Origin of the sequence: Cognatiyoonia sp., from assembly GCF_965661665.1 — a bacterium.
Classification (GTDB): domain Bacteria; phylum Pseudomonadota; class Alphaproteobacteria; order Rhodobacterales; family Rhodobacteraceae; genus Cognatiyoonia.
The window spans coordinates 55,920-73,756 of the sequence record NZ_CBFIEO010000016.1; the positions used below are offsets into that span (position 1 = coordinate 55,920).

Below are 17,837 nucleotides of genomic sequence, written 5' to 3' on the forward strand. Positions count from 1 at the left end.
AGACATGAGGTGATGGACCCGACCTATAAGGTTGGGGCCATCAAATAAACATCAATTTGACGCGGATGATACGGCTTATCTGAGGTAACTTACCCCAAAAGGCGGCGTGCGATGACTTGTGCCTGAATTTCTGCTGCACCTTCGAAGATGTTCAGGATACGCGCGTCACAGAGGATCCGGCTGATCTTATACTCAAGCGCAAAGCCGTTGCCGCCGTGGATTTGCAGCGCGTTGTCCGCACAAGCCCACGCCACGCGGGCACCCAAAAGCTTTGCCATGCCAGCTTCCAAATCGCAGCGGCGATCATTGTCTTTCTCATGGGCAGAGAAGTACGTCAGTTGACGGGCAATCATGATTTCAACAGCCATCATCGCTAGTTTGCCGGACACCCGTGGGAAGTTGATCAACGCCTGACCGAACTGCTTGCGGTCACGGGCATATTGCATCCCTTCATCCAGCGCCGATTGCGCGACACCCACCGAACGGGCGGCTGTCTGAATACGGGCGCTCTCGAAGGTTTGCATCAATTGCTTGAAGCCTTGCCCTTCTTCCTGACCCAACAGGTTTTCACCGCTCACTTTAAAATCATCAAAGTTCAGCGTGTATTCCTTCATTCCGCGATAGCCCAAGACCTCAATCTCACCGCCGGAGATGCCAGGATCCTGCCATGGCTCTTCATCCGTACCCGGTGTTTTCTCAGCCAAGAACATCGACAAGCCTTTGTAGTTGTCGGTGTCTGGGATGGTGCGCGCCAGAACGGTCATCACATGGGTGCGGGCTGCATGGGTGATCCATGTCTTGTTGCCGCTGATGATCCAGTCATCGCCGTGCTTGCGGGCGCGGGTGCGCAAGCTGCCAAGGTCGGAGCCTGTGTTTGGCTCTGTAAATACTGCTGTTGGCAGGATTTCACCGGATGCGAGCCCAGGGAGCCATTTTTCTTTCTGCGCGTCTGTGCCACCGCAAATAATCAGCTCTGCCGCAATCTCTGACCGCGTGCCGAGGGAGCCGACACCGATATAGCCACGCGACAGTTCTTCGGACACGACGCACATGGAAGCTTTCGAAAGACCGAAGCCGCCGTATGCCTCTGGGATCGTTAGACCAAAGACGCCAAGTTCGGCCATCTCTTCGATGATTTCCATCGGGATCAATTCGTCCTTGAGGTGCCATTCGTGGGCGTAAGGCTCCACGCGGTCCACGCTGAACCGACGGAACTGCTCGCGGATCATTTCTAGCTCTTCGTCCAGACCGGACGCACCAACTGTCAGATTGGCGGAGGTTTCATCCATCAACTCACACAAACGGCTCCGCGCGGCTTGGGTGTTGCCCTGAGCAATCAGCGTTTGGATTTCCGGTGTGTCGAGCTTTGACAGTTGTTCCGGAATACCGATGTCGTGCAGGCGCACCATCTCGCTTTGGTTCATCTGCAAGCCGCCTTGCAACTGCGCAAGGTATTCGCCGAATGCGATCTGCTGGATGAGTTGCTCAATCTCTCCAAACTGACCCGCTTCCTTCAGCTGCTCCGCCCATTTTTGCATCTGGCGCAGCGATTCCACATAGGTTGCGAGCCAAGCCAAGCCGTGAGTGGCGGTCTGATTGGCTTCGACTAGCGCACCGCTGACGTGGTCGCCATCGCTCACCAAGGCACGAACAGTCTCAATGCCTGCTTCCAAGATTCCATCAACCACTGGGATCGTGGCGGCCGTGCGATCAAGCACATCCATCAGGACAGGGTTTGATTGCATCGACATATCTTGACCATCATGCGGCATGAGCAACTCCTATTTTGCAGGCGCAGAGATACCCTTCTCGCAGTTGCAGCGCAACAATAATTCATCAAATTACCCCAATTCGTACTAAAATGTCGCAGCGAAAATAGACTGGACCCTGCGTTTGTTCCGGTAGACGGTGCCAGAATGGATGATTTGACGCTCATGTCGATAGCTGTTGTTTCCGCAGCCGCATTTCTGGCCGGTGCCATCAAAGGTGCCGTTGGATTCGCGATGCCAATGGTGATGATGTCGGCGCTTGCGATCCTCTTCGATCCCAAAATCGCGCTGGCCCTGCTGATCTTTCCCACAATGGCGAGCAACCTAAGCCAGTCCCTGCGGCAAGGGTACGCGCCAGCTCGCGATGCCGTGAAGGAATTTGCCCCGTTCATGGTTGTTGGGGGGCTCTGCCTTATCGCGACTGCGCACCTCGTCACCGCACTGCCCACCGACACGATGATCCTTGTGATCGGCGTGTTTGTCGTCTGCTTTGCGGCCTTCCAACTCTCCGGCTGGCAATTCAAGCTCTCTGGCCCATCAAAGATGAGCCAATCGCTGTTTGGCTTCGTGGCTGGGTCAGTCGGGGGTCTATCCGGTATCTGGGGGCCGCCGACGGTGGCGTATCTCACGGCGATCAACACGCCTAAAGTGAAGCAGATGCATGTCCAAGGCGTGATCTACGGTTTGGGGTCAGTGGCTTTGCTGGTGGGGCACATCGGCTCCGGCCTCGTAACGATGCAAACGGTCCCTTTGTCCGTCGCGCTAATTTTGCCCGCGCTGTTGGGGATCACGTTGGGCTACAAAGTGTCTGACCGCGTGGACCAAGCCAGCTTTCGCAAGATGACCCTGATCGTGCTGCTGGTCAGTGGTTTCAACCTGATCCGCCGTGGATTGATGGGCTAACGAAAAAGGCCGCACAATCGCACGGCCTTCATTCAATATCCAGTTCGATCAGTCAATCGCAGCCGCGCGCACATCATCATCGATGTAAGGGACGTACTTTTCAAAGTTGTCGCTAAACATCTCAACAAGCCTGGCCGCTTGAGCATCATAGGCATCTTTGTCTGCCCAAGTCTCCCGCGGGTTCAGCAGCTTGTCGTCAACGCTGTCGCAAGTCACCGGCACTTCAAAGCCGAAGTTTGGATCCTTGCGGAACTGGTTTTCGACCAGCGTCTGATCCAATGCAGCGGCCAGCAAGGCGCGGGTTGCTTTGATGGGCATCCGGCTGCCCGTGCCATAGGCGCCGCCAGTCCAGCCTGTGTTCACCAGCCAGCATGTCGCACCGTGCGACGCAATCTTTTTGCGCAGCAGATCGCCATAGGCTTCTGGGCGTCGTGGCATAAACGGTGCACCAAAACAGGTTGAGAATGTCGGCTCGGGCTCCGTCACACCCCGCTCTGTCCCCGCAACTTTGGATGTGAAGCCAGACAAGAAGTGGTACATCGCCTGCGCAGGCGTCAAACGGCTGATTGGAGGCAGAACACCGAACGCATCACATGTCAGCATGATGATGTTCTTCGGATGTCCACCCAGCGCAGTTTCAGAAGCGTTGAAAATGTAGTGCAACGGATAGGCGCAGCGCATGTTAGCGGTCAGGCTGTCGTCATTGAAATCAAGCTCTTTGGTGTCTGGATCGTACACCATATTCTCGATCACCGTATGCGGCATGGAACATGTGGCGTAAATCTCTGGCTCCGCCTTCGGATCCAGACCGATCGTCTTGGCGTAGCAGCCGCCCTCGAAGTTAAAGGTGCCACGATCTGACCAGCCATGTTCATCGTCGCCGATTAAGACGCGCGACGGATCAGCGGACAGGGTTGTCTTGCCCGTGCCAGACAGACCAAAGAAGATGGCCGTATCAACAGGGTTGCCCGGCGCGTGGTTGGCCGAACAGTGCATCGGCATAATATCTTTTTCCGGCAGCAAGTAGTTGAGCAGGGTGAAAACGGACTTCTTGTTCTCACCTGCGTATTCTGTGCCAGCGATCAGGACCAGCTTGCGCTCAAAGTTCAAGGTGATGACTGTTTCCGACCGGCAGCCGTGGAGCTCTGGGTCCGCTTTGAAGCTTGGGCAGTTGATGATCGTGAAATCGGGCGCGAAATCTGCAAGCTCGCTTTGTTCTGGGCGGCGCAGAAGGTGACGGATGAAAAGACCGTGCCATGCAAGCTCTGTCACGACGCGCACATCCAAACGATGGGCAGGGTCTGCACCCCCAAAAAGGTCATGCACATAATATGTGCCGCCACCCATATGCGCGATCATGTCATCATAAAGCTGATCGAACTTCGACGGCTCCATCGGCGGGTTGTTTTCCCACCAAATCGTGTCTTCTACACTTGGCGTCCGAACAACAAACTTGTCCTTGGGGGAGCGGCCGGTGTTTTTGCCGGTTGTCACAAGGAATGTGCCGCCGTTTCCGTCGACGCCTTCACCGTTTTCAACGGCGGTTTTCTGCAGCTCCGCTTCGGACAGGTTATAATAGACGTAGCCAAGCCCCTTGATGCCTTGATCCTCAAGTTTAATCTGCGGGCTGACCGTTCCATGGTCCATTGTCGCGTTCCTTATGCTGCAGTGCGAAAAACTTCGGTATACGGTCGTATTAACACTGCAAAACTTAACGCAAACCCCCTTATTTCATTCGTTAGCGCAACCATCTGCGTGTTAGCGCAACCAAGCGGAGCACTGTTTCTGGGGTGAGGCATTTTAGCCATTACTTAGCGAATTGTGGCGCAAATTCATTACCCTAACAGGGCTGATTCGTGTTTTGGGATTGATTCGCGCTGCGAAAATGACGAAAGGTCAGGCAATACAGGTCAAAAAAATAATATACAGTAAGGGTCAAACCCAAGTGCGTATCCCAGACCTGACCGCCCGACCAGATGAAATTGGCCGGTTGTCGGGTGCCCTGTGTGGGATGGTTGAAGCGCTGTATGATCGCTTCGAAGGCAACGAACAGTTTGTCGCCGACGTTGCGCATAAGATTAAGAAACCGCTCGCCTCCATGCGTTCCACAGTTGGCACTATGCGCGTCGCCACCCGCGATGATCCGCGTGCAAAATTGCTCGAAGTGCTCGAACATGACGTCCGCCGCTTGGACCGTTTGGTCAGCGACATTTCAAACGCCACTCGCCTAGACAGTGAATTGGTGCGCGAACAGGAACAGACGTTCGACTTGCTGAAGATGCTCGACAACCTCAACCAGTTCCTTGGCAAGGAAGCCCGCGACAAAGGCATCGATTTTATCGCTGATTTGCCGGACGAGCCGATCATGGTTATGGGGCTCGAAGGTCGCTTGGCACAGGTATTCGGCAACCTGATCACCAACGTGATCTCCTTCTGTGAGGAGGATGATGCGATCTGTGTTTGGGCCCGCCGTCACAAAAACTGTGTGCTGGTTGTCGTCGAAGACACCAGACCAGGCATTCCCAACGAAGCGCTCGCCAAAGTGTTCCAGCGGTTCTATTCCGAACGGCCCGAAGGTGAGTTTGGCAATAACTCCGGCCTTGGTTGGGCGATTTCCAAACAGATTATCGAGGCGCATGGAGGCGTGATCTGGGCGGAAAACATTCGCCCGACAGAGGCTGACATGACCTCCGAACCCCTTGGCGCGCGGTTTGTCGTAGGCCTGCCAGTCTAAGGCATCGGGGATGGCTGATATCTACCACGCAAACAGTGTTTCCATCGACGGTAAAGGGCTGCTAATCACAGGCGCCTCCGGCTCCGGCAAGACGTCATTGGCTTTTGAATTGCTGGCGCTTGGCGCAACGTTGATTTCGGATGACCAGACCTGTTTGCGTCTGGAACAGGGTGCAGTTGTCGCATCCGTCCCAACGACAATCGCAGGACAGATAGAGGCACGCGGCATAGGCATTCTGAACGCTCCAGAAGCCGGCCCAACGAAGATCACAACTGTCGTTGACCTCGACTCAGTGGAGCAGGATCGCATTCCACCACGGCGCACGATCACTTTACTCGGCTGTGAGCTACCATTGCTTTACCGTTCGGATGGCATACCTTTTGCCTCGGTGCTCTGGCACTACATGCACTTTGGAAGACACGACGACCCATGACATCTGATGCGCTCCTGACCTTGCCGGTTCTCCTGATCACGGGGCCATCGGGCGCTGGGCGGTCCACGGCGATCAACGCGCTGGAAGATCAAGGGTTCGAAGTCATCGACAACCTGCCGCTGTCCTTGTTGCCGCGTGTTCTGGATGGCCCACACCGTCAGCCGCTTGCTCTGGGCTTAGACGTGCGCAACCGCGACTTCAGCATCGGTGCGTTGTTGGAAGCGATCGAAGGGATGGAGGCAAGCGTCGGCGACGCTGTCCAACTTGTCTATCTGGATGCCAACGATGACGTTTTGCTGCGCCGATATTCCGAAACCCGCCGTCGTCACCCATTGGCCCCGACCGGTCGGCCGCTGGACGGGATCGCGGCGGAAAAGGATTTGCTCCAACCCATTCGGGACAAGGCCGAGGTGCTGATCGATACCACGGGCCTGTCGCCCCATGATCTGAAGGCTGAGATGGAGCGTCTCTTTGGACGCCCAGACGGACAGATGCTCAGCGTCTCCGTCCAATCCTTTTCATATAAGCGGGGCCTTCCCCGCGGGCTCGACATGGTGCTCGACTGCCGGTTTCTGAAAAACCCCCATTGGGATGCAGACCTACGGCATCTAACAGGGCAGGACGCGAATGTCGCGGCCTATGTAGCGACCGACGAAGGACTCGAAGACTTCTTCAAAAAGACCACTGAACTGCTTAAGTTGGTCCTCCCTGCCCATGCAAAAGAGGGTCGCGCCCACTTTTCCGTCGGGTTTGGGTGTACCGGCGGGCAACACAGGTCCGTCGTTTTAACGGAAAAGGTCGTTTCTGCACTTGCGAAAGAAGGCTGGCAGGTATCAAAAAGACACCGAGAGCTAGAACGCAGAAGTCATGAGTCGTAGCGCGCCAGCAAGGAGCGGGAGCTTGATTGGGATAGTCATTGTTGCACATGGTCGATTGGCGACGGAGTATCTCGCCGCGATTGAACATGTCGTGGGGCCCCAAAACGGCATCCAAGCGATTACGATTGGTGCGGAAGATGACCGCGCATTGAAACAGGCTGAAATCTGCAAAGCAGCGGATTGGGTCGATCAGGGAGATGGTGTCGTGGTGGTGACGGATATGTTTGGCGGCTCGCCCTCCAATCTATCACTGATGGCCTGTAGTCAGGCCAAGCGCCGGATCATGTACGGCGCAAATCTGCCCATGCTCATCAAACTGGCAAAATGCAGAAAAAAACCCATCGATACCGCGGTTGAGGCATCGATTGCGGCCGCGCATAAATACATCGACGTGCAAAAGATCGAAGCCTGACAGACGATGCCAGAGACCCAGCTCGAAATTCAAAACATCAAAGGCTTGCACGCACGCGCGTCGGCCAAACTGGTCGACTTGGTCGAGCAATTCGACGCTTCGGCGACAGTTAGCAAAGATGGTATGTCTGCGGATGGTGACAGTATCATGGGGCTTTTGATGTTGGCCGCCACCAAGGGCAGCCACATCGATGTAATCACGACTGGCACTGACGCAGAGGCGCTGTCCGCCGCCATTACCAACCTTGTGAATGACAAGTTTGGTGAAGGTGACTAAAATCGCGGCAACAAGTTGTTTGCGGGATCCGGCTTGAGCGAGGCAAGCATAGATTCGATGGAGCAGTCTTCCGGCAGTGCGCCTCGTGGTAAGATCTATAACCGCTACGCGCTCACCTATTCAGAGACGTTTGACAGTGTCGCCAAGCGCAAAACCATCAAGGCGATCGAGTGGGTAACTGGCAAAATCTCGATCTTGCGTATGATCCGAGAGTTTGAACGCCGTCCCGCCGTCCCGATTGAGCAATTTTGGGCGGCTTGTCTCGATGTCATGCGGATCGATATTCATACGCCGCAAACGCTGTTGGAAAACATCCCCGCCGAAGGGCCGGTCGTAATCGTGGCTAACCATCCGCATGGCATGGTCGACGGTATGGTCCTTGCCGAATTGATCGGCCGGCGGCGGCAAGACTACAAAATCCTCACGCGCTCGTTGCTCACAGGTATCGATTTGGAAGCAGCGAATTATCTGATCCCAGTGCCCTTCCTACATGAGGAAGATGCACAGAAGAAATTCCTGACAATGCGCAAAAGCGCAATGAAGCAATTGAGCGCCGGTGGCGTGGTGGCGCTGTTCCCGTCAGGCTCAGTCGCGGTGAGCGACACAATGTTCGGACCTTCCGTTGAAGCAGAATGGAACGTTTTCACCGCCAAAATGATCCGCATGTCGGGCGCAAAGGTGGTTCCCTTCTATTTCAAAGGAGCCAACTCACGCGTCTATCAGATCGCTAACCAAATCTCTGCCACGCTCCGGCAGGGTTTGCTGCTGCACGAGATCGTCAAATCCTGTGGCAAGCCACAATCCCCGGTGATCGGTGCCGTTCTTGATGATGCGGAAATCGCAAAACGCATTGGAAACCCACGTGACTTTATGGCGTGGTTGCGCGATCAAACCCTGTCTCTTGGCAATCGTCGCTAGCGCGTCGGGATCGGCGTATCGCTGCTATAGTCGTAAAACCCGCGCTTGGTCTTGCGGCCCAGCCATCCAGCTTCGACATATTTGGTCAACAACGGGCAGGGACGGTATTTCGTATCGGCCAGACCGTCATGCAATACGTTCATGATCGCAAGGCAGGTATCAAGGCCGATGAAGTCTGCCAACTCCAAAGGGCCCATCGGGTGGTTCGCCCCAAGCTTAAGCGACGTGTCGATGGATTCCACCGATCCGACCCCTTCGTAAAGCGTATATATTGCCTCATTGATCATTGGCATCAGAATGCGGTTTACGATGAAGGCTGGGAAATCTTCGGCCGTGGCGGAGGTTTTCCCTAGCTTGGCCACCACGCCTTTGCAGGCGCTGAACGTTACCTCATCGGTTGCGATCCCTCGGATCAATTCGACCAGCTGCATGATCGGCACTGGATTCATGAAGTGGAACCCAAGGAACTTCTCTGGGCGATCGGTACGTGACGCCAGCCGAGTGATTGAAATTGACGACGTGTTTGAGGTCAGGATGGTTTCGGGCTTCAGATGCGGCAGCAGGTCTTCAAAGATCGCTGTCTTGATCGTCTCCCGCTCTGTCGCGGCTTCGATGATCAGATCGCTTGGGCCCAATTCAGGGAGTTGTGTCGTCGTTTTGATCCGCGACATCGCCTCCGCTTTATCGGCAGTTGTGATGGCGTCTTTGCTGACTTGCCGTTCCAAATTCTTGTCGATCAGCGCAACCGCGCTGCGCAGCGCATCCTCGTGAATATCATTCAACACCACATCGTATCCTGCCACAGCGCACACATGGGCAATGCCATTGCCCATTTGTCCCGCACCAACGATACCGATTTGCTGAATTGCCATCATCGAACCCCGTGATTTTCAATCACAATAGGCCGTGGTCAAAGCAGGGCGCAAGGCACAGCGACGGCTAAAAATTTTGTCAAACTGCGCCATTAGCGAAATGGCAAGGGGTTTCGGCGGATCTCGACCTTGGGGGCAACAGCGCGTGGCGGGAATTCTCAGGTATGAAACACGAATTTGTCGATAGTGATGGTTTGTCCTATGCGCCGTGCCGATATGGCATGTCGCGCATCTTCTTTCGCGGTCCGTGGCGGTGGCTCGACCAACCTTATGTTGTGTTCCTTGGTGGGACGGAAACCTATGGCAAATTCATCGATCAACCGTTTGCAGCCTTGGTCGAAGAAAAGCTGAAAAAGACCTACGTCAACTTCGGATGCGTCAACGCAGGCGTTGATACTTTCGTCAACGATCCAACCATCATGGCGGCGTGCCATGACGCCGAAGTCACCGTCGTTCAAATGATGGGGGCGAATTATCTGTCGAACCGGTTCTACTCGGTCCATCCCCGCCGCAACGACAGGTTTCTCAGGGCGTGCACGGTGATGGAGGCGATCTTTAACGATGTCGATTTCTCCAACTTTACCTTCACGCGGCACATGCTGAACGGCCTCTATGAAAAATCACCAGAACGGTTTGATATCGTGGTACAACAACTGCGGGAAGGGTGGGTCGCGCGGATGAAAACGATGTTGGGACATATTGGCCCTCGGGCGGTTCTGCTCTGGTTTTCAAAGGACCGGCTGGATGATGAGCCGTGGAACAAGCGCCCGCAACCCATGATGTCGGACCCGTTGTTCATCAATGCGTCCATGATTGATGAACTTCGACTGATGGTGATGGATGTGATCGACGCAACACCGTCTGACATTGCAAAAGCCCAAGGCACCAACGGGATGTTCTTTTCCGCTATGCAAGCCAAAACCGCGTAAGAGCTTTTGGGCGTCGCATGACACAAGGAAGCCTGCGATCGTGCGCTGCCGATCCTGCAGGCCACCGCGACGGCCTCCCACGTCTAACGGAAAAAGGCCCGCCATTGGCGGGCCCTTTCAAAATTTTGATATGGCGATTAGCCCAGTTTTGATGTCAGCTCTGGCACCGCATCAAACAAGTCAGCCACAAGACCGTAATCCGCAACCTGGAAGATTGGCGCTTCTTCGTCCTTGTTGATCGCAACGATGATCTTGGAGTCCTTCATACCGGCCAAGTGCTGGATCGCACCGGAGATACCAACAGCGACATAAAGATCAGGCGCAACAACCTTACCGGTTTGACCAACCTGCCAGTCGTTCGGCGCGTAGCCAGAATCGACCGCCGCGCGGGACGCACCAACAGCTGCGTTCAGCTTGTCAGCAAGACCTTCGATCAGGGTGAAGTCTTCTTCAGACCCAACACCACGACCACCGGAGACGACGACACCCGCAGATGTCAGCTCTGGACGGTCGCTTTCGGCAACCTTGTCTTCGACCCAAAACGCGAGGCCCGCATCAGCAGGCGCAGCAGCTGCTTCGACAGAGGCAGATCCGCCCATGCCCGCCGCATCAAAACCAGCGGTCCGGATCGTCATCACCTTGTGCGCATCGCCAGACTTCACAGTCTGGATTGCGTTACCGGCATAGATCGGACGCTCAAATGTGTCCGCATCCACGATGCCCGTCACTTCGGAGATGATCTGCGCGTCCAACAGCGCTGCAACACGGGGCAGGATGTTCTTGGCGTCAGATGTGCTTGGCGCTGCGATGTGAGAGTAATCCCCAGCCAAGGACACGATCAGATCAGCAGAAATCTCTGCCATCTGGTGACCCAAGGATGCATCCTCCGCACACAGAACCTTTGCAACACCGTCGATCTTAGCAGCTTCCGCCGCAGGACCAGAAGCATTGGCACCCATGCAAAGCACGGTGACATCACCCAATGCGGTTGCAGCTGTCGCTGCTTTTGCAGTTGCGTCTACAGACAATTCGCCTGCGTTAATATCAGCAATCAGAAGTACGGCCATTATACAGCTCCTGCTTCTTTGAGTCTCTCGACCAGCTCGTCAACGGATCCAACCATGATGCCTGCAGCACGTGCTTCAGGCTCTTTCGTGGACACGACTGTCAAACGCGGGGACACGTCAACGCCGTAGTCGGCTGGTGTCTTCTCATCTAAAGGCTTCTTCTTCGCCTTCATGATGTTTGGCAGCGACGCATAACGTGGCTCGTTCAGGCGCAGGTCAACGGTGATGACAGCAGGTGTCTTCACGTTGATCGTCTGCAAACCGCCGTCGACTTCGCGTGTGACAACCGCTTTGTCACCATCGACGTCAACTTCGGACGCGAAGGTTGCCTGCGACCAACCCATAAGCGCGGCTAGCATCTGACCTGTCGCGTTCATATCGTTGTCGATCGCCTGCTTGCCGCACAGAACGATGCCCGGCTGCTCTTCATCTACGATGCCTTTCAGCACCTTAGCAACGGCCAGAGGCTCGATATCGGTGTGCACATCATCCGCAGCAACCACGAGGATCGCGCGGTCTGCGCCCATTGCCAACGCCGTCCGAAGTGTTTCCTGCGCTTGCTTCACGCCAACAGAAACAGTGATAACTTCGTTTGCTTTGCCAGCTTCTTTCAGGCGGATCGCCTCTTCGACGGCGATTTCGTCGAATGGGTTCATGGACATCTTGACGTTGGCAAGATCGACACCGCTCCCGTCCGCTTTCACGCGCACTTTCACGTTGTAGTCGATCACCCGTTTGACAGGCACAAGTACCTTCATGTGGAATCACTCCTCGCAAAGTTCCAACAACGGTTGGAACGGTTTCAGCCGTTGGTTTAGTCGAGTCGCAAAGGCGACGACAATCAAAAACCGACGCCAGTATGAAAAAAAAAGCCGATTTTTCACGAAAGACGCTGCATTACGTGCGCGTAAATCTAGCGGTTGGCGCCTGGCACCCACAAGACATCATTCTTACCGTCGTCATTCGCGATGCGGCTGGCTTGGAAAAACCAGTCTGACAGACGGTTCAGGTATGTCACCGCCGAAGGGTTCACCGCCTCGGCACTCGCTAATTCAACGGCGAGCCGCTCGGCGCGACGGGCCACTGTTCGGCAAAGGTGCAAATGCGCCGCTAGGGCAGACCCACCTGGCAGGATAAAACTCCGTAGGGGTTCGACCGCCTGCGTCATCGCGTCCAAGTCGGCTTCCAATCGCTCAACCTGTGCCTCCGTCATGCGCAAAACGGGGTATTCTGCTTCGGCGTCCTTTTCCATATCTGGCCGGCAGAGGTCTGCCCCCAGATCGAAAAGATCGTTTTGGATCATCGACAGTTGCGTATCCATGTCGCCAGGCGCATGCAGACGGGCAAGGCCAACTGTCGCGTTCAACTCATCAACCGTGCCATAGGAATTCACCCGCAGCGAATGTTTGGCGACACGGTCCCCATTGCCTAAAGCCGTCTGACCTTTGTCACCGGTTTTCGTGTAGATCTTATTCAGTACAACCACGTCAGCTCCCCCCACGCAGATAGACAAACAACAGGATCAAAAGCACAGCGACAAACTGGGCGCCAATGCGCCAGCGCATGATCTTGTTGGCGTATTTCTTGTTGAAATCACCGCCCTTTCCGAAAGAGCCGATCCCAAGCAACAGGATACCAGCCACAATCAGTACTGCCACCACCACCAAGATGAAAAGCGGGTCGTCACGCATCAGATTTGATCCTTATATTTCGCCGCCCACGATGTAGCGGCGCACCACCCAAAGAAAAGGTCACCCCTTCGAAGTTATACGATCGAGCATGCTTGTGGGCAAAACACGTCGGAAAAAGTTCATCAAATAGGTAGGGGTCGTCACGAAATAGCGGTGCTTGGGCCGCGGGCTTTCCAGCGCATGGCGCAGCTTCTTTGTGACAGCAGAGGCGGGGAGTTCAAACGGGTCAGGCCCCGTGTCGGTATAAAGACGATCGCGCAGCTTCTTATAGAGACGTGCACGCGCCGAGTTTTCCCAATCAATCCAGCGTTCGAAATGCTGGATGGAATTTTCGCGGATTTTCGACGTGATGGGGCCTGGCTCAATTAGAATGATCTGAATGGGCGTGCCTTGCATCTCGATCCGCAAGACGTCAGTGAGCCCTTCCATCGCGAACTTCGTTGAAACGTAGGAACCCCGCCACTTCATCCCAACAAGGCCCAGAACAGACGAACAATTGACGATCCGACCGTGCCCTTGCTTGCGCATCACGGGGATCACCATCGTGGTCAGCTCATGTACACCGAAGAAATTTGTCTCAAAATTCTCTCGTAGCGCCCCACGCGGCAGGTCTTCGACCGCACCGGGGCAGGCGTATGCGCCGTTATTGTAAAGTGCATCCAAGGTGCCGCCTGTCGCCTCCAAAACCTCAGCCAACCCATTGGCGAGGGAGGTGGAGTCTGCATAGTCCAGCAGCGGGCTTTCAAACCCTTCGGCTTTCAGCCTCTCGCAGTCTTCCTGCTTGCGACAACTTGCAAAAACGCGCCATCCAGCGTCGCGCAATCCATGCGCCGCATCATAGCCAATGCCGCTGGAACTTCCTGTGATAAGAACTGATTTCTGTGTCATGACCCTTCCCTGCATGTCAGCGCGAGAAAGAGCAAGCAGTTAGCTTTTGGACAGCAAACGCTCCGCCATCCAGCCGATTGCGCCGGTCTCGGCAATGTGGATACGCGCCCAACCGGTGTCATCCACTTCAAGCACTTCCGCCTCAGTCCCACCGTCCAGCGTATCGAGCACGGCAAAATTCGTGCCTGGACCTGTGCGCATGTTCACACGGGCGCCTGAGACATAGCGGATGTCCAACTCTTGCGCCTCTTCAACCACAACTTCGCCCTCAATCTCATCTGTCACCGCTGCCAACACAACGGCGGCCTCTGGCTGCGGCGCAACCTCTTCTGCAATGCTGACCGCAGGCTGCAAAAGGGCACCTGTTGACAGGTTCAAAATGTTGGCTTGGTCTGCGCGGCTCACAACAACCTCTGCCACAGGCGCATCTTCGACCAAATCAATTGGCTCTACCTCGGCCAACTCAACTGGAGCGTCAACGACCGGCTCAACCTCCGCCACCCGCTCTTCCGGCACAAAATCGACGCCGCCGGACAGCTCATAGAAAGACCAGCCCAAGATCAAAAAGGTCGCAAGAATGAATTTTGACATGATGTCTCCCCGGACAGCAGTTTTTGGCAACGAATCGTATGTATCAGAACCACCGTAAGGCGAGTCAGGGGGAAAAGAGCCTGCGCTCCACGTTGTTGCCTTTACGCCATTTCGACGCTCCGCTACACCAATCGCATGAGCGATAGCAGTGACGAGTTCCAAGAAGAGAACGCTGATGTGACAGAGCCTCTCTGTCGCGCCATTGGTGAGCGGTATCTGACCTATGCGCTCTCTACCATTATGAACCGTGCGCTGCCGGATGCGCGCGACGGGCTGAAGCCTGTTCACCGCCGCATCCTTTATGCCATGTCACGGCTGAAGCTGTCCTCTACCGGCGGCTTCTTGAAGTCCGCCAAAATCAGTGGCGACACGATGGGCGATTTCCACCCACATGGCGACGCCGCGATCTATGACGCGATGGCCCGTCTCGCGCAGGATTTTAACGTGCGCTACCCGCTCGTCGATGGCCAAGGGAACTTTGGCAACATCGACGGCGATAACCCCGCTGCTGCCCGCTACACCGAAGCGCGCATGACCGCTGTGGCAGAGGCGCTTCTTGTCGGCCTCAATGAAAACGCCGTCGACTTTCGCCCAAACTACGATGGCCGGCTTGAAGAACCCTCTGTCCTACCCGCGACCTACCCTAACTTGCTCGCCAATGGCGCGGCGGGCATTGCCGTGGGAATGGCGACCAACATCCCGCCCCATAACCTGCATGAGCTGATTGACGCCTGTCTCCATCTCATCAAAGCACCAAACGCGCGGGATGAGACGTTGATGGAATACGTGCCGGGGCCGGATTTCCCAACCGGCGGCGTGATCGTCGAAGCCCGCGACAACATCGCGGACGCATACTGTACCGGACGCGGCTCCATCCGCCTGCGCGCCAAGTGGGAGATTGAGGATCTGGGCCGCGGCCAATGGCAGGTCGTCGTCACTGAAATCCCGTATCAGGTGCAAAAGTCGAAACTCATCGAAAAGCTGGCAGAGGTTATCCAGAACAAGAAGGTGCCGCTCCTCACCGACGTCCGTGACGAATCCGCCGACGACATCCGTATCGTGCTCGAACCCCGTGCTAAAACGGTCGACCCCGAAGTGATGATGGGGATGTTGTTCAAGCATTCGGAGCTTGAGACGCGCTTCAGCCTCAACATGAACGTGCTCATCGACGGGCTGACGCCCAAGGTGTGTTCGCTGAAAGAAGTGCTGCGCGCCTTTCTCGACCACCGCCGCGATGTCCTTATCCGCCGCAGCCAGCACCGCATGGAAAAGATTGATGTGCGGTTGGAAGTGCTCGAAGGCTTCATCGTCGCCTTCCTCAACCTCGACCGCGTGATTGACATCATCCGCTATGATGACGACCCCAAGCAGGCATTGATGATCGAAGACTGGGCGCTGGACCACCCACGCGCCACATCAGAGGCGGATTATGTCTCCCCGATCATGGAGGACGCTGACCCAGAGGTATCGCTGACCGAAGCGCAGGCCGAAGCCATCCTCAACATGCGTCTGCGCAGCTTACGTCGCCTCGAGGAAATCGAGCTTTCCAAAGAGCGTGACGACCTGATGAAGGAACGCGCCGATCTTGAAGACCTGCTCGAAGACGAAAGCCTGCAATGGGGCAAGATCGCTGAGCAGTTGCGCGAAACCCGCAAGGAGTTTGGCCGCGACAGCGACGGCGGCGTACGCCGCACCCAATTCGCCGAAGCGGAAGAAATTGCCGACATTCCAATGGAAGCAATGATTGAGCGGGAGCCGATTACTGTGGTCCTTAGCCAGATGGGGTGGATCCGCGCGATGACCGGTCACATTGATCTGTCGCGGGAGCTGAAGTTCAAAGACGGCGACGGCCCGCGCTTTATCTTCCACGCCGAAACCACGAATCGTCTGCTGGTCTTTGCCTCCAACGGTCGGTTTTACACCGTCTCCGGCAGCAATCTGCCCGGCGGGCGCGGCATGGGTGAACCGCTGCGCTTGATGGTTGATTTGCCGCACGAGGCAGAGATTATCAACATTTTCGCCCACAAACCCGGTGGAAAGCTGCTAGTCGCCTCGGCAGAAGGAAACGGTTTTGTTGTGCCGGAAGAAGACGTCGTCGCCCAAACCCGCACCGGTAAACAGGTTCTGAACGTCAAAGACACTGTCGCCAAGGTCTGCACGCGCGTCGCGGGCGATCAAGTCGCCGTGGTGTCAGAAAACGCTAAACTGCTCGTTTTCCCCCTTGAAGACCTCCCGGAAATGGGCCGTGGCAAGGGCGTGCGCATTCAGAAGTATAAGAAGGCGTCAGGGCGTCAGGGCACCCTAGAACTCGATGGCGGCCTCTCCGACATCACAACGTTCAATTGGGCCGATGGCCTCAGCTGGGAAATGGGCGGCGGCAAAACCCGCACAGAGCCTGACATGACCGACTGGAAAGGTGCACGGGCAGGAGTCGGTAAGAGACCGCCCTATGGATTCCCGAAGAACAATCGGTTCTAAACTTCCTCCGAACACTGACCAAAAAACTATGACTAGTAGGCCAGTAAGGATGCCTATTGCCAAGATTCCGAACCTGTTGTCTGTACTCGCTTTGAATCTTGAGAGAGATATTTCAATTCTCAAATTGCCCGAGAGTGATTTTTCACCTTTTGATTGCTGTTTTCTGTTCATTTTGCGTTCCTCTCGTTGAGTTGGGAACACTTTCAACGATGCATTTCCGATATTGCAATGCACTGAAATCTGCACTGTTTTCACAGCTCAATTCCTGATTAATATTTTAATTGAAAAGCAGAGATTTAACTAAAAGAATGCCGTGTGAAATTCCAAAGAAATTACCAGTCGAATCTGTTCCATTACAATGGTGAAACTCAAATTTTTGGTAAATGAAAGTTACCGATGTTGATCAATCAAAATCGGGTTCCCGTCGGGATCGAGCATTGCGATATATGCAGGACCTGAGCTGCTTTCATCGCATTCGGTCGTCAACTCCACGCCCGCCGCTTTCAGGCGCTTTTGAATATCGCGCACGTCATAAAAATCATCGACGCTCTGGGCGTCCTGACCCCAACCGGGATTGAAGGTGAGCGCGTTCTGCTCGATCATCCCTTTGAACAACCCCCAAACCGTTTCGCCGTTCTTCGGGATTAACCAGCCTTGGCTGGCGTACCCACCAAAATCATCAAATCCCAGTTTCTTGTAAAAATTGCGGCTCTTTTCCACGTCTTTGAAATTCAAGCTAGTCGAAAATGCACCCAGTTTCATTTCAATTCTCCCATCAAATATCTCCATCCTAAAACCAAAACCGTTTCGCTCAAAAATACCTTCGCCGGAGGCCCTACCAATCCGATACAACCCAACGCTTGATTTATCGCCCAAACACCAATAAATGCGCGCGGTAATAACCGGGGCATTCGGCCCCCTTACACAATTAAAGGGCCCAGAAATGGCTAAGGAAAAGTTTGAACGCACGAAGCCGCACGTGAACATCGGCACGATTG

18 protein-coding genes and 1 pseudogene are annotated in these 17,837 nt (G+C 55.1%); 9 read left to right on the forward strand and 10 right to left on the reverse strand.

The window, feature by feature from the left end:
• Window positions 1-89: 89 nt before the first annotated feature.
• Window positions 90-1,772, reverse strand: a complete 1,683-nt coding sequence (locus ACTF5F_RS11250; RefSeq protein WP_438956962.1) for an acyl-CoA dehydrogenase family protein — start codon at window positions 1,770-1,772, stop codon at window positions 90-92.
• A gap of 144 nt (window positions 1,773-1,916) precedes the next feature.
• On the opposite strand from ACTF5F_RS11250, the gene ACTF5F_RS11255 reads away from it, so the two are divergent.
• Entirely contained in the window at window positions 1,917-2,672 is a 756-nt protein-coding gene (locus tag ACTF5F_RS11255; RefSeq protein WP_438956963.1) for a sulfite exporter TauE/SafE family protein, read from the forward strand.
• 48 nt (window positions 2,673-2,720) lie between these two features.
• Here the strand turns inward: ACTF5F_RS11255 and ACTF5F_RS11260 are convergent, their stop codons facing one another.
• Window positions 2,721-4,319, reverse strand: coding sequence for a phosphoenolpyruvate carboxykinase (locus ACTF5F_RS11260; protein WP_438956964.1), 1,599 nt, complete (start codon window positions 4,317-4,319; stop codon window positions 2,721-2,723).
• Window positions 4,320-4,614: 295 nt separating this feature from the next.
• Between ACTF5F_RS11260 and ACTF5F_RS11265 the strand changes: the two are divergent.
• From ACTF5F_RS11265 to ACTF5F_RS11290, 6 genes and pseudogenes are all read left to right on the forward strand, one after another.
• Window positions 4,615-5,406, forward strand: a pseudogene (locus ACTF5F_RS11265) (sensor histidine kinase); the annotation flags it as partial.
• 10 nt (window positions 5,407-5,416) lie between these two features.
• Window positions 5,417-5,839 (forward strand): HPr kinase/phosphorylase, encoded by a 423-nt coding sequence (locus ACTF5F_RS11270; protein WP_438956965.1) that lies wholly within the window; start codon window positions 5,417-5,419, stop codon window positions 5,837-5,839.
• On the forward strand, window positions 5,836-6,717 hold the full coding sequence (gene rapZ / locus ACTF5F_RS11275) for an RNase adapter RapZ (protein WP_438956966.1): 882 nt from the start codon (window positions 5,836-5,838) through the stop codon (window positions 6,715-6,717). Before ACTF5F_RS11270 ends, rapZ begins: the two co-directional genes overlap by 4 nt.
• A 22-nt stretch (window positions 6,718-6,739) precedes the next feature.
• Window positions 6,740-7,129 carry a PTS sugar transporter subunit IIA gene (locus ACTF5F_RS11280; protein WP_438956967.1) on the forward strand — a complete coding sequence of 130 codons (390 nt, stop codon included), beginning with the start codon at window positions 6,740-6,742 and terminating at the stop codon, window positions 7,127-7,129.
• Window positions 7,130-7,135: 6 nt separating this feature from the next.
• Window positions 7,136-7,405, forward strand: a complete 270-nt coding sequence (locus ACTF5F_RS11285; protein WP_438956968.1) for an HPr family phosphocarrier protein — start codon at window positions 7,136-7,138, stop codon at window positions 7,403-7,405.
• 57 nt (window positions 7,406-7,462) lie between these two features.
• A complete protein-coding gene (locus ACTF5F_RS11290; RefSeq protein ID WP_438956969.1) occupies window positions 7,463-8,323 on the forward strand; it encodes a lysophospholipid acyltransferase family protein in 861 nt (286 codons plus the stop codon).
• Here ACTF5F_RS11290 and ACTF5F_RS11295 read toward each other — a convergent pair.
• Window positions 8,320-9,195, reverse strand: coding sequence for a 3-hydroxybutyryl-CoA dehydrogenase (locus ACTF5F_RS11295; protein ID WP_438956985.1), 876 nt, complete (start codon window positions 9,193-9,195; stop codon window positions 8,320-8,322). The genes ACTF5F_RS11290 and ACTF5F_RS11295 overlap by 4 nt on opposite strands.
• Before the next feature lie 164 nt (window positions 9,196-9,359).
• On the opposite strand from ACTF5F_RS11295, the gene ACTF5F_RS11300 reads away from it, so the two are divergent.
• Entirely contained in the window at window positions 9,360-10,124 is a 765-nt protein-coding gene (locus ACTF5F_RS11300; protein WP_438956970.1) for a DUF6473 family protein, read from the forward strand.
• A 137-nt stretch (window positions 10,125-10,261) separates the two neighbouring features.
• Here ACTF5F_RS11300 and ACTF5F_RS11305 read toward each other — a convergent pair whose 3' ends face one another.
• The 6 genes from ACTF5F_RS11305 to ACTF5F_RS11330 form a co-directional block, all read right to left on the reverse strand.
• Complete coding sequence (locus ACTF5F_RS11305; RefSeq protein ID WP_438956971.1) at window positions 10,262-11,191, reverse strand: electron transfer flavoprotein subunit alpha/FixB family protein; 930 nt, start codon at window positions 11,189-11,191, stop codon at window positions 10,262-10,264.
• The gene (locus tag ACTF5F_RS11310) at window positions 11,191-11,949 is read right to left on the reverse strand and encodes an electron transfer flavoprotein subunit beta/FixA family protein (RefSeq protein WP_438956972.1); all 759 of its coding nucleotides are present in this window, start codon (window positions 11,947-11,949) and stop codon (window positions 11,191-11,193) included. Before ACTF5F_RS11310 ends, ACTF5F_RS11305 begins: the two co-directional genes overlap by 1 nt.
• A gap of 155 nt (window positions 11,950-12,104) precedes the next feature.
• Complete coding sequence (locus ACTF5F_RS11315) at window positions 12,105-12,677, reverse strand: cob(I)yrinic acid a,c-diamide adenosyltransferase (protein WP_438956973.1); 573 nt, start codon at window positions 12,675-12,677, stop codon at window positions 12,105-12,107.
• Between the two features lies 1 nt (window position 12,678).
• Window positions 12,679-12,882, reverse strand: coding sequence for a twin transmembrane helix small protein (locus tag ACTF5F_RS11320; protein ID WP_438956974.1), 204 nt, complete (start codon window positions 12,880-12,882; stop codon window positions 12,679-12,681).
• 60 nt (window positions 12,883-12,942) lie between these two features.
• Window positions 12,943-13,770, reverse strand: coding sequence for an SDR family NAD(P)-dependent oxidoreductase (locus ACTF5F_RS11325; RefSeq protein WP_438956975.1), 828 nt, complete (start codon window positions 13,768-13,770; stop codon window positions 12,943-12,945).
• Between the two features lie 39 nt (window positions 13,771-13,809).
• Window positions 13,810-14,361, reverse strand: a complete 552-nt coding sequence (locus ACTF5F_RS11330) for an SH3 domain-containing protein (protein ID WP_438956976.1) — start codon at window positions 14,359-14,361, stop codon at window positions 13,810-13,812.
• Between the two features lie 135 nt (window positions 14,362-14,496).
• Between ACTF5F_RS11330 and ACTF5F_RS11335 the strand changes: the two genes are divergently transcribed.
• Complete coding sequence (locus ACTF5F_RS11335) at window positions 14,497-16,839, forward strand: DNA topoisomerase IV subunit A (RefSeq protein WP_438956977.1); 2,343 nt, start codon at window positions 14,497-14,499, stop codon at window positions 16,837-16,839.
• Between the two features lie 390 nt (window positions 16,840-17,229).
• Here ACTF5F_RS11335 and ACTF5F_RS11340 read toward each other — a convergent pair.
• On the reverse strand, window positions 17,230-17,837 hold a 608-nt coding region (locus ACTF5F_RS11340), incomplete at its 5' end, for a VOC family protein (protein ID WP_438956978.1).

Coding starts and splice junctions, on each gene's coding strand:
- ACTF5F_RS11250 (WP_438956962.1), bottom strand. CDS start 1,772: ATGCCGCATGATGGTCAAGATATGTCGATGCAATCAAACCCTGTCCTG.
- ACTF5F_RS11255 (WP_438956963.1), top strand. CDS start 1,917: ATGGATGATTTGACGCTCATGTCGATAGCTGTTGTTTCCGCAGCCGCA.
- ACTF5F_RS11260 (WP_438956964.1), bottom strand. CDS start 4,319: ATGGACCATGGAACGGTCAGCCCGCAGATTAAACTTGAGGATCAAGGC.
- ACTF5F_RS11270 (WP_438956965.1), top strand. CDS start 5,417: ATGGCTGATATCTACCACGCAAACAGTGTTTCCATCGACGGTAAAGGG.
- rapZ (WP_438956966.1), top strand. CDS start 5,836: ATGACATCTGATGCGCTCCTGACCTTGCCGGTTCTCCTGATCACGGGG.
- ACTF5F_RS11285 (WP_438956968.1), top strand. CDS start 7,136: ATGCCAGAGACCCAGCTCGAAATTCAAAACATCAAAGGCTTGCACGCA.
- ACTF5F_RS11290 (WP_438956969.1), top strand. CDS start 7,463: ATGGAGCAGTCTTCCGGCAGTGCGCCTCGTGGTAAGATCTATAACCGC.
- ACTF5F_RS11295 (WP_438956985.1), bottom strand. CDS start 9,195: ATGGCAATTCAGCAAATCGGTATCGTTGGTGCGGGACAAATGGGCAAT.
- ACTF5F_RS11300 (WP_438956970.1), top strand. CDS start 9,360: ATGAAACACGAATTTGTCGATAGTGATGGTTTGTCCTATGCGCCGTGC.
- ACTF5F_RS11305 (WP_438956971.1), bottom strand. CDS start 11,191: ATGGCCGTACTTCTGATTGCTGATATTAACGCAGGCGAATTGTCTGTA.
- ACTF5F_RS11310 (WP_438956972.1), bottom strand. CDS start 11,949: ATGAAGGTACTTGTGCCTGTCAAACGGGTGATCGACTACAACGTGAAA.
- ACTF5F_RS11320 (WP_438956974.1), bottom strand. CDS start 12,882: ATGCGTGACGACCCGCTTTTCATCTTGGTGGTGGTGGCAGTACTGATT.
- ACTF5F_RS11325 (WP_438956975.1), bottom strand. CDS start 13,770: ATGACACAGAAATCAGTTCTTATCACAGGAAGTTCCAGCGGCATTGGC.
- ACTF5F_RS11330 (WP_438956976.1), bottom strand. CDS start 14,361: ATGTCAAAATTCATTCTTGCGACCTTTTTGATCTTGGGCTGGTCTTTC.
- ACTF5F_RS11335 (WP_438956977.1), top strand. CDS start 14,497: ATGAGCGATAGCAGTGACGAGTTCCAAGAAGAGAACGCTGATGTGACA.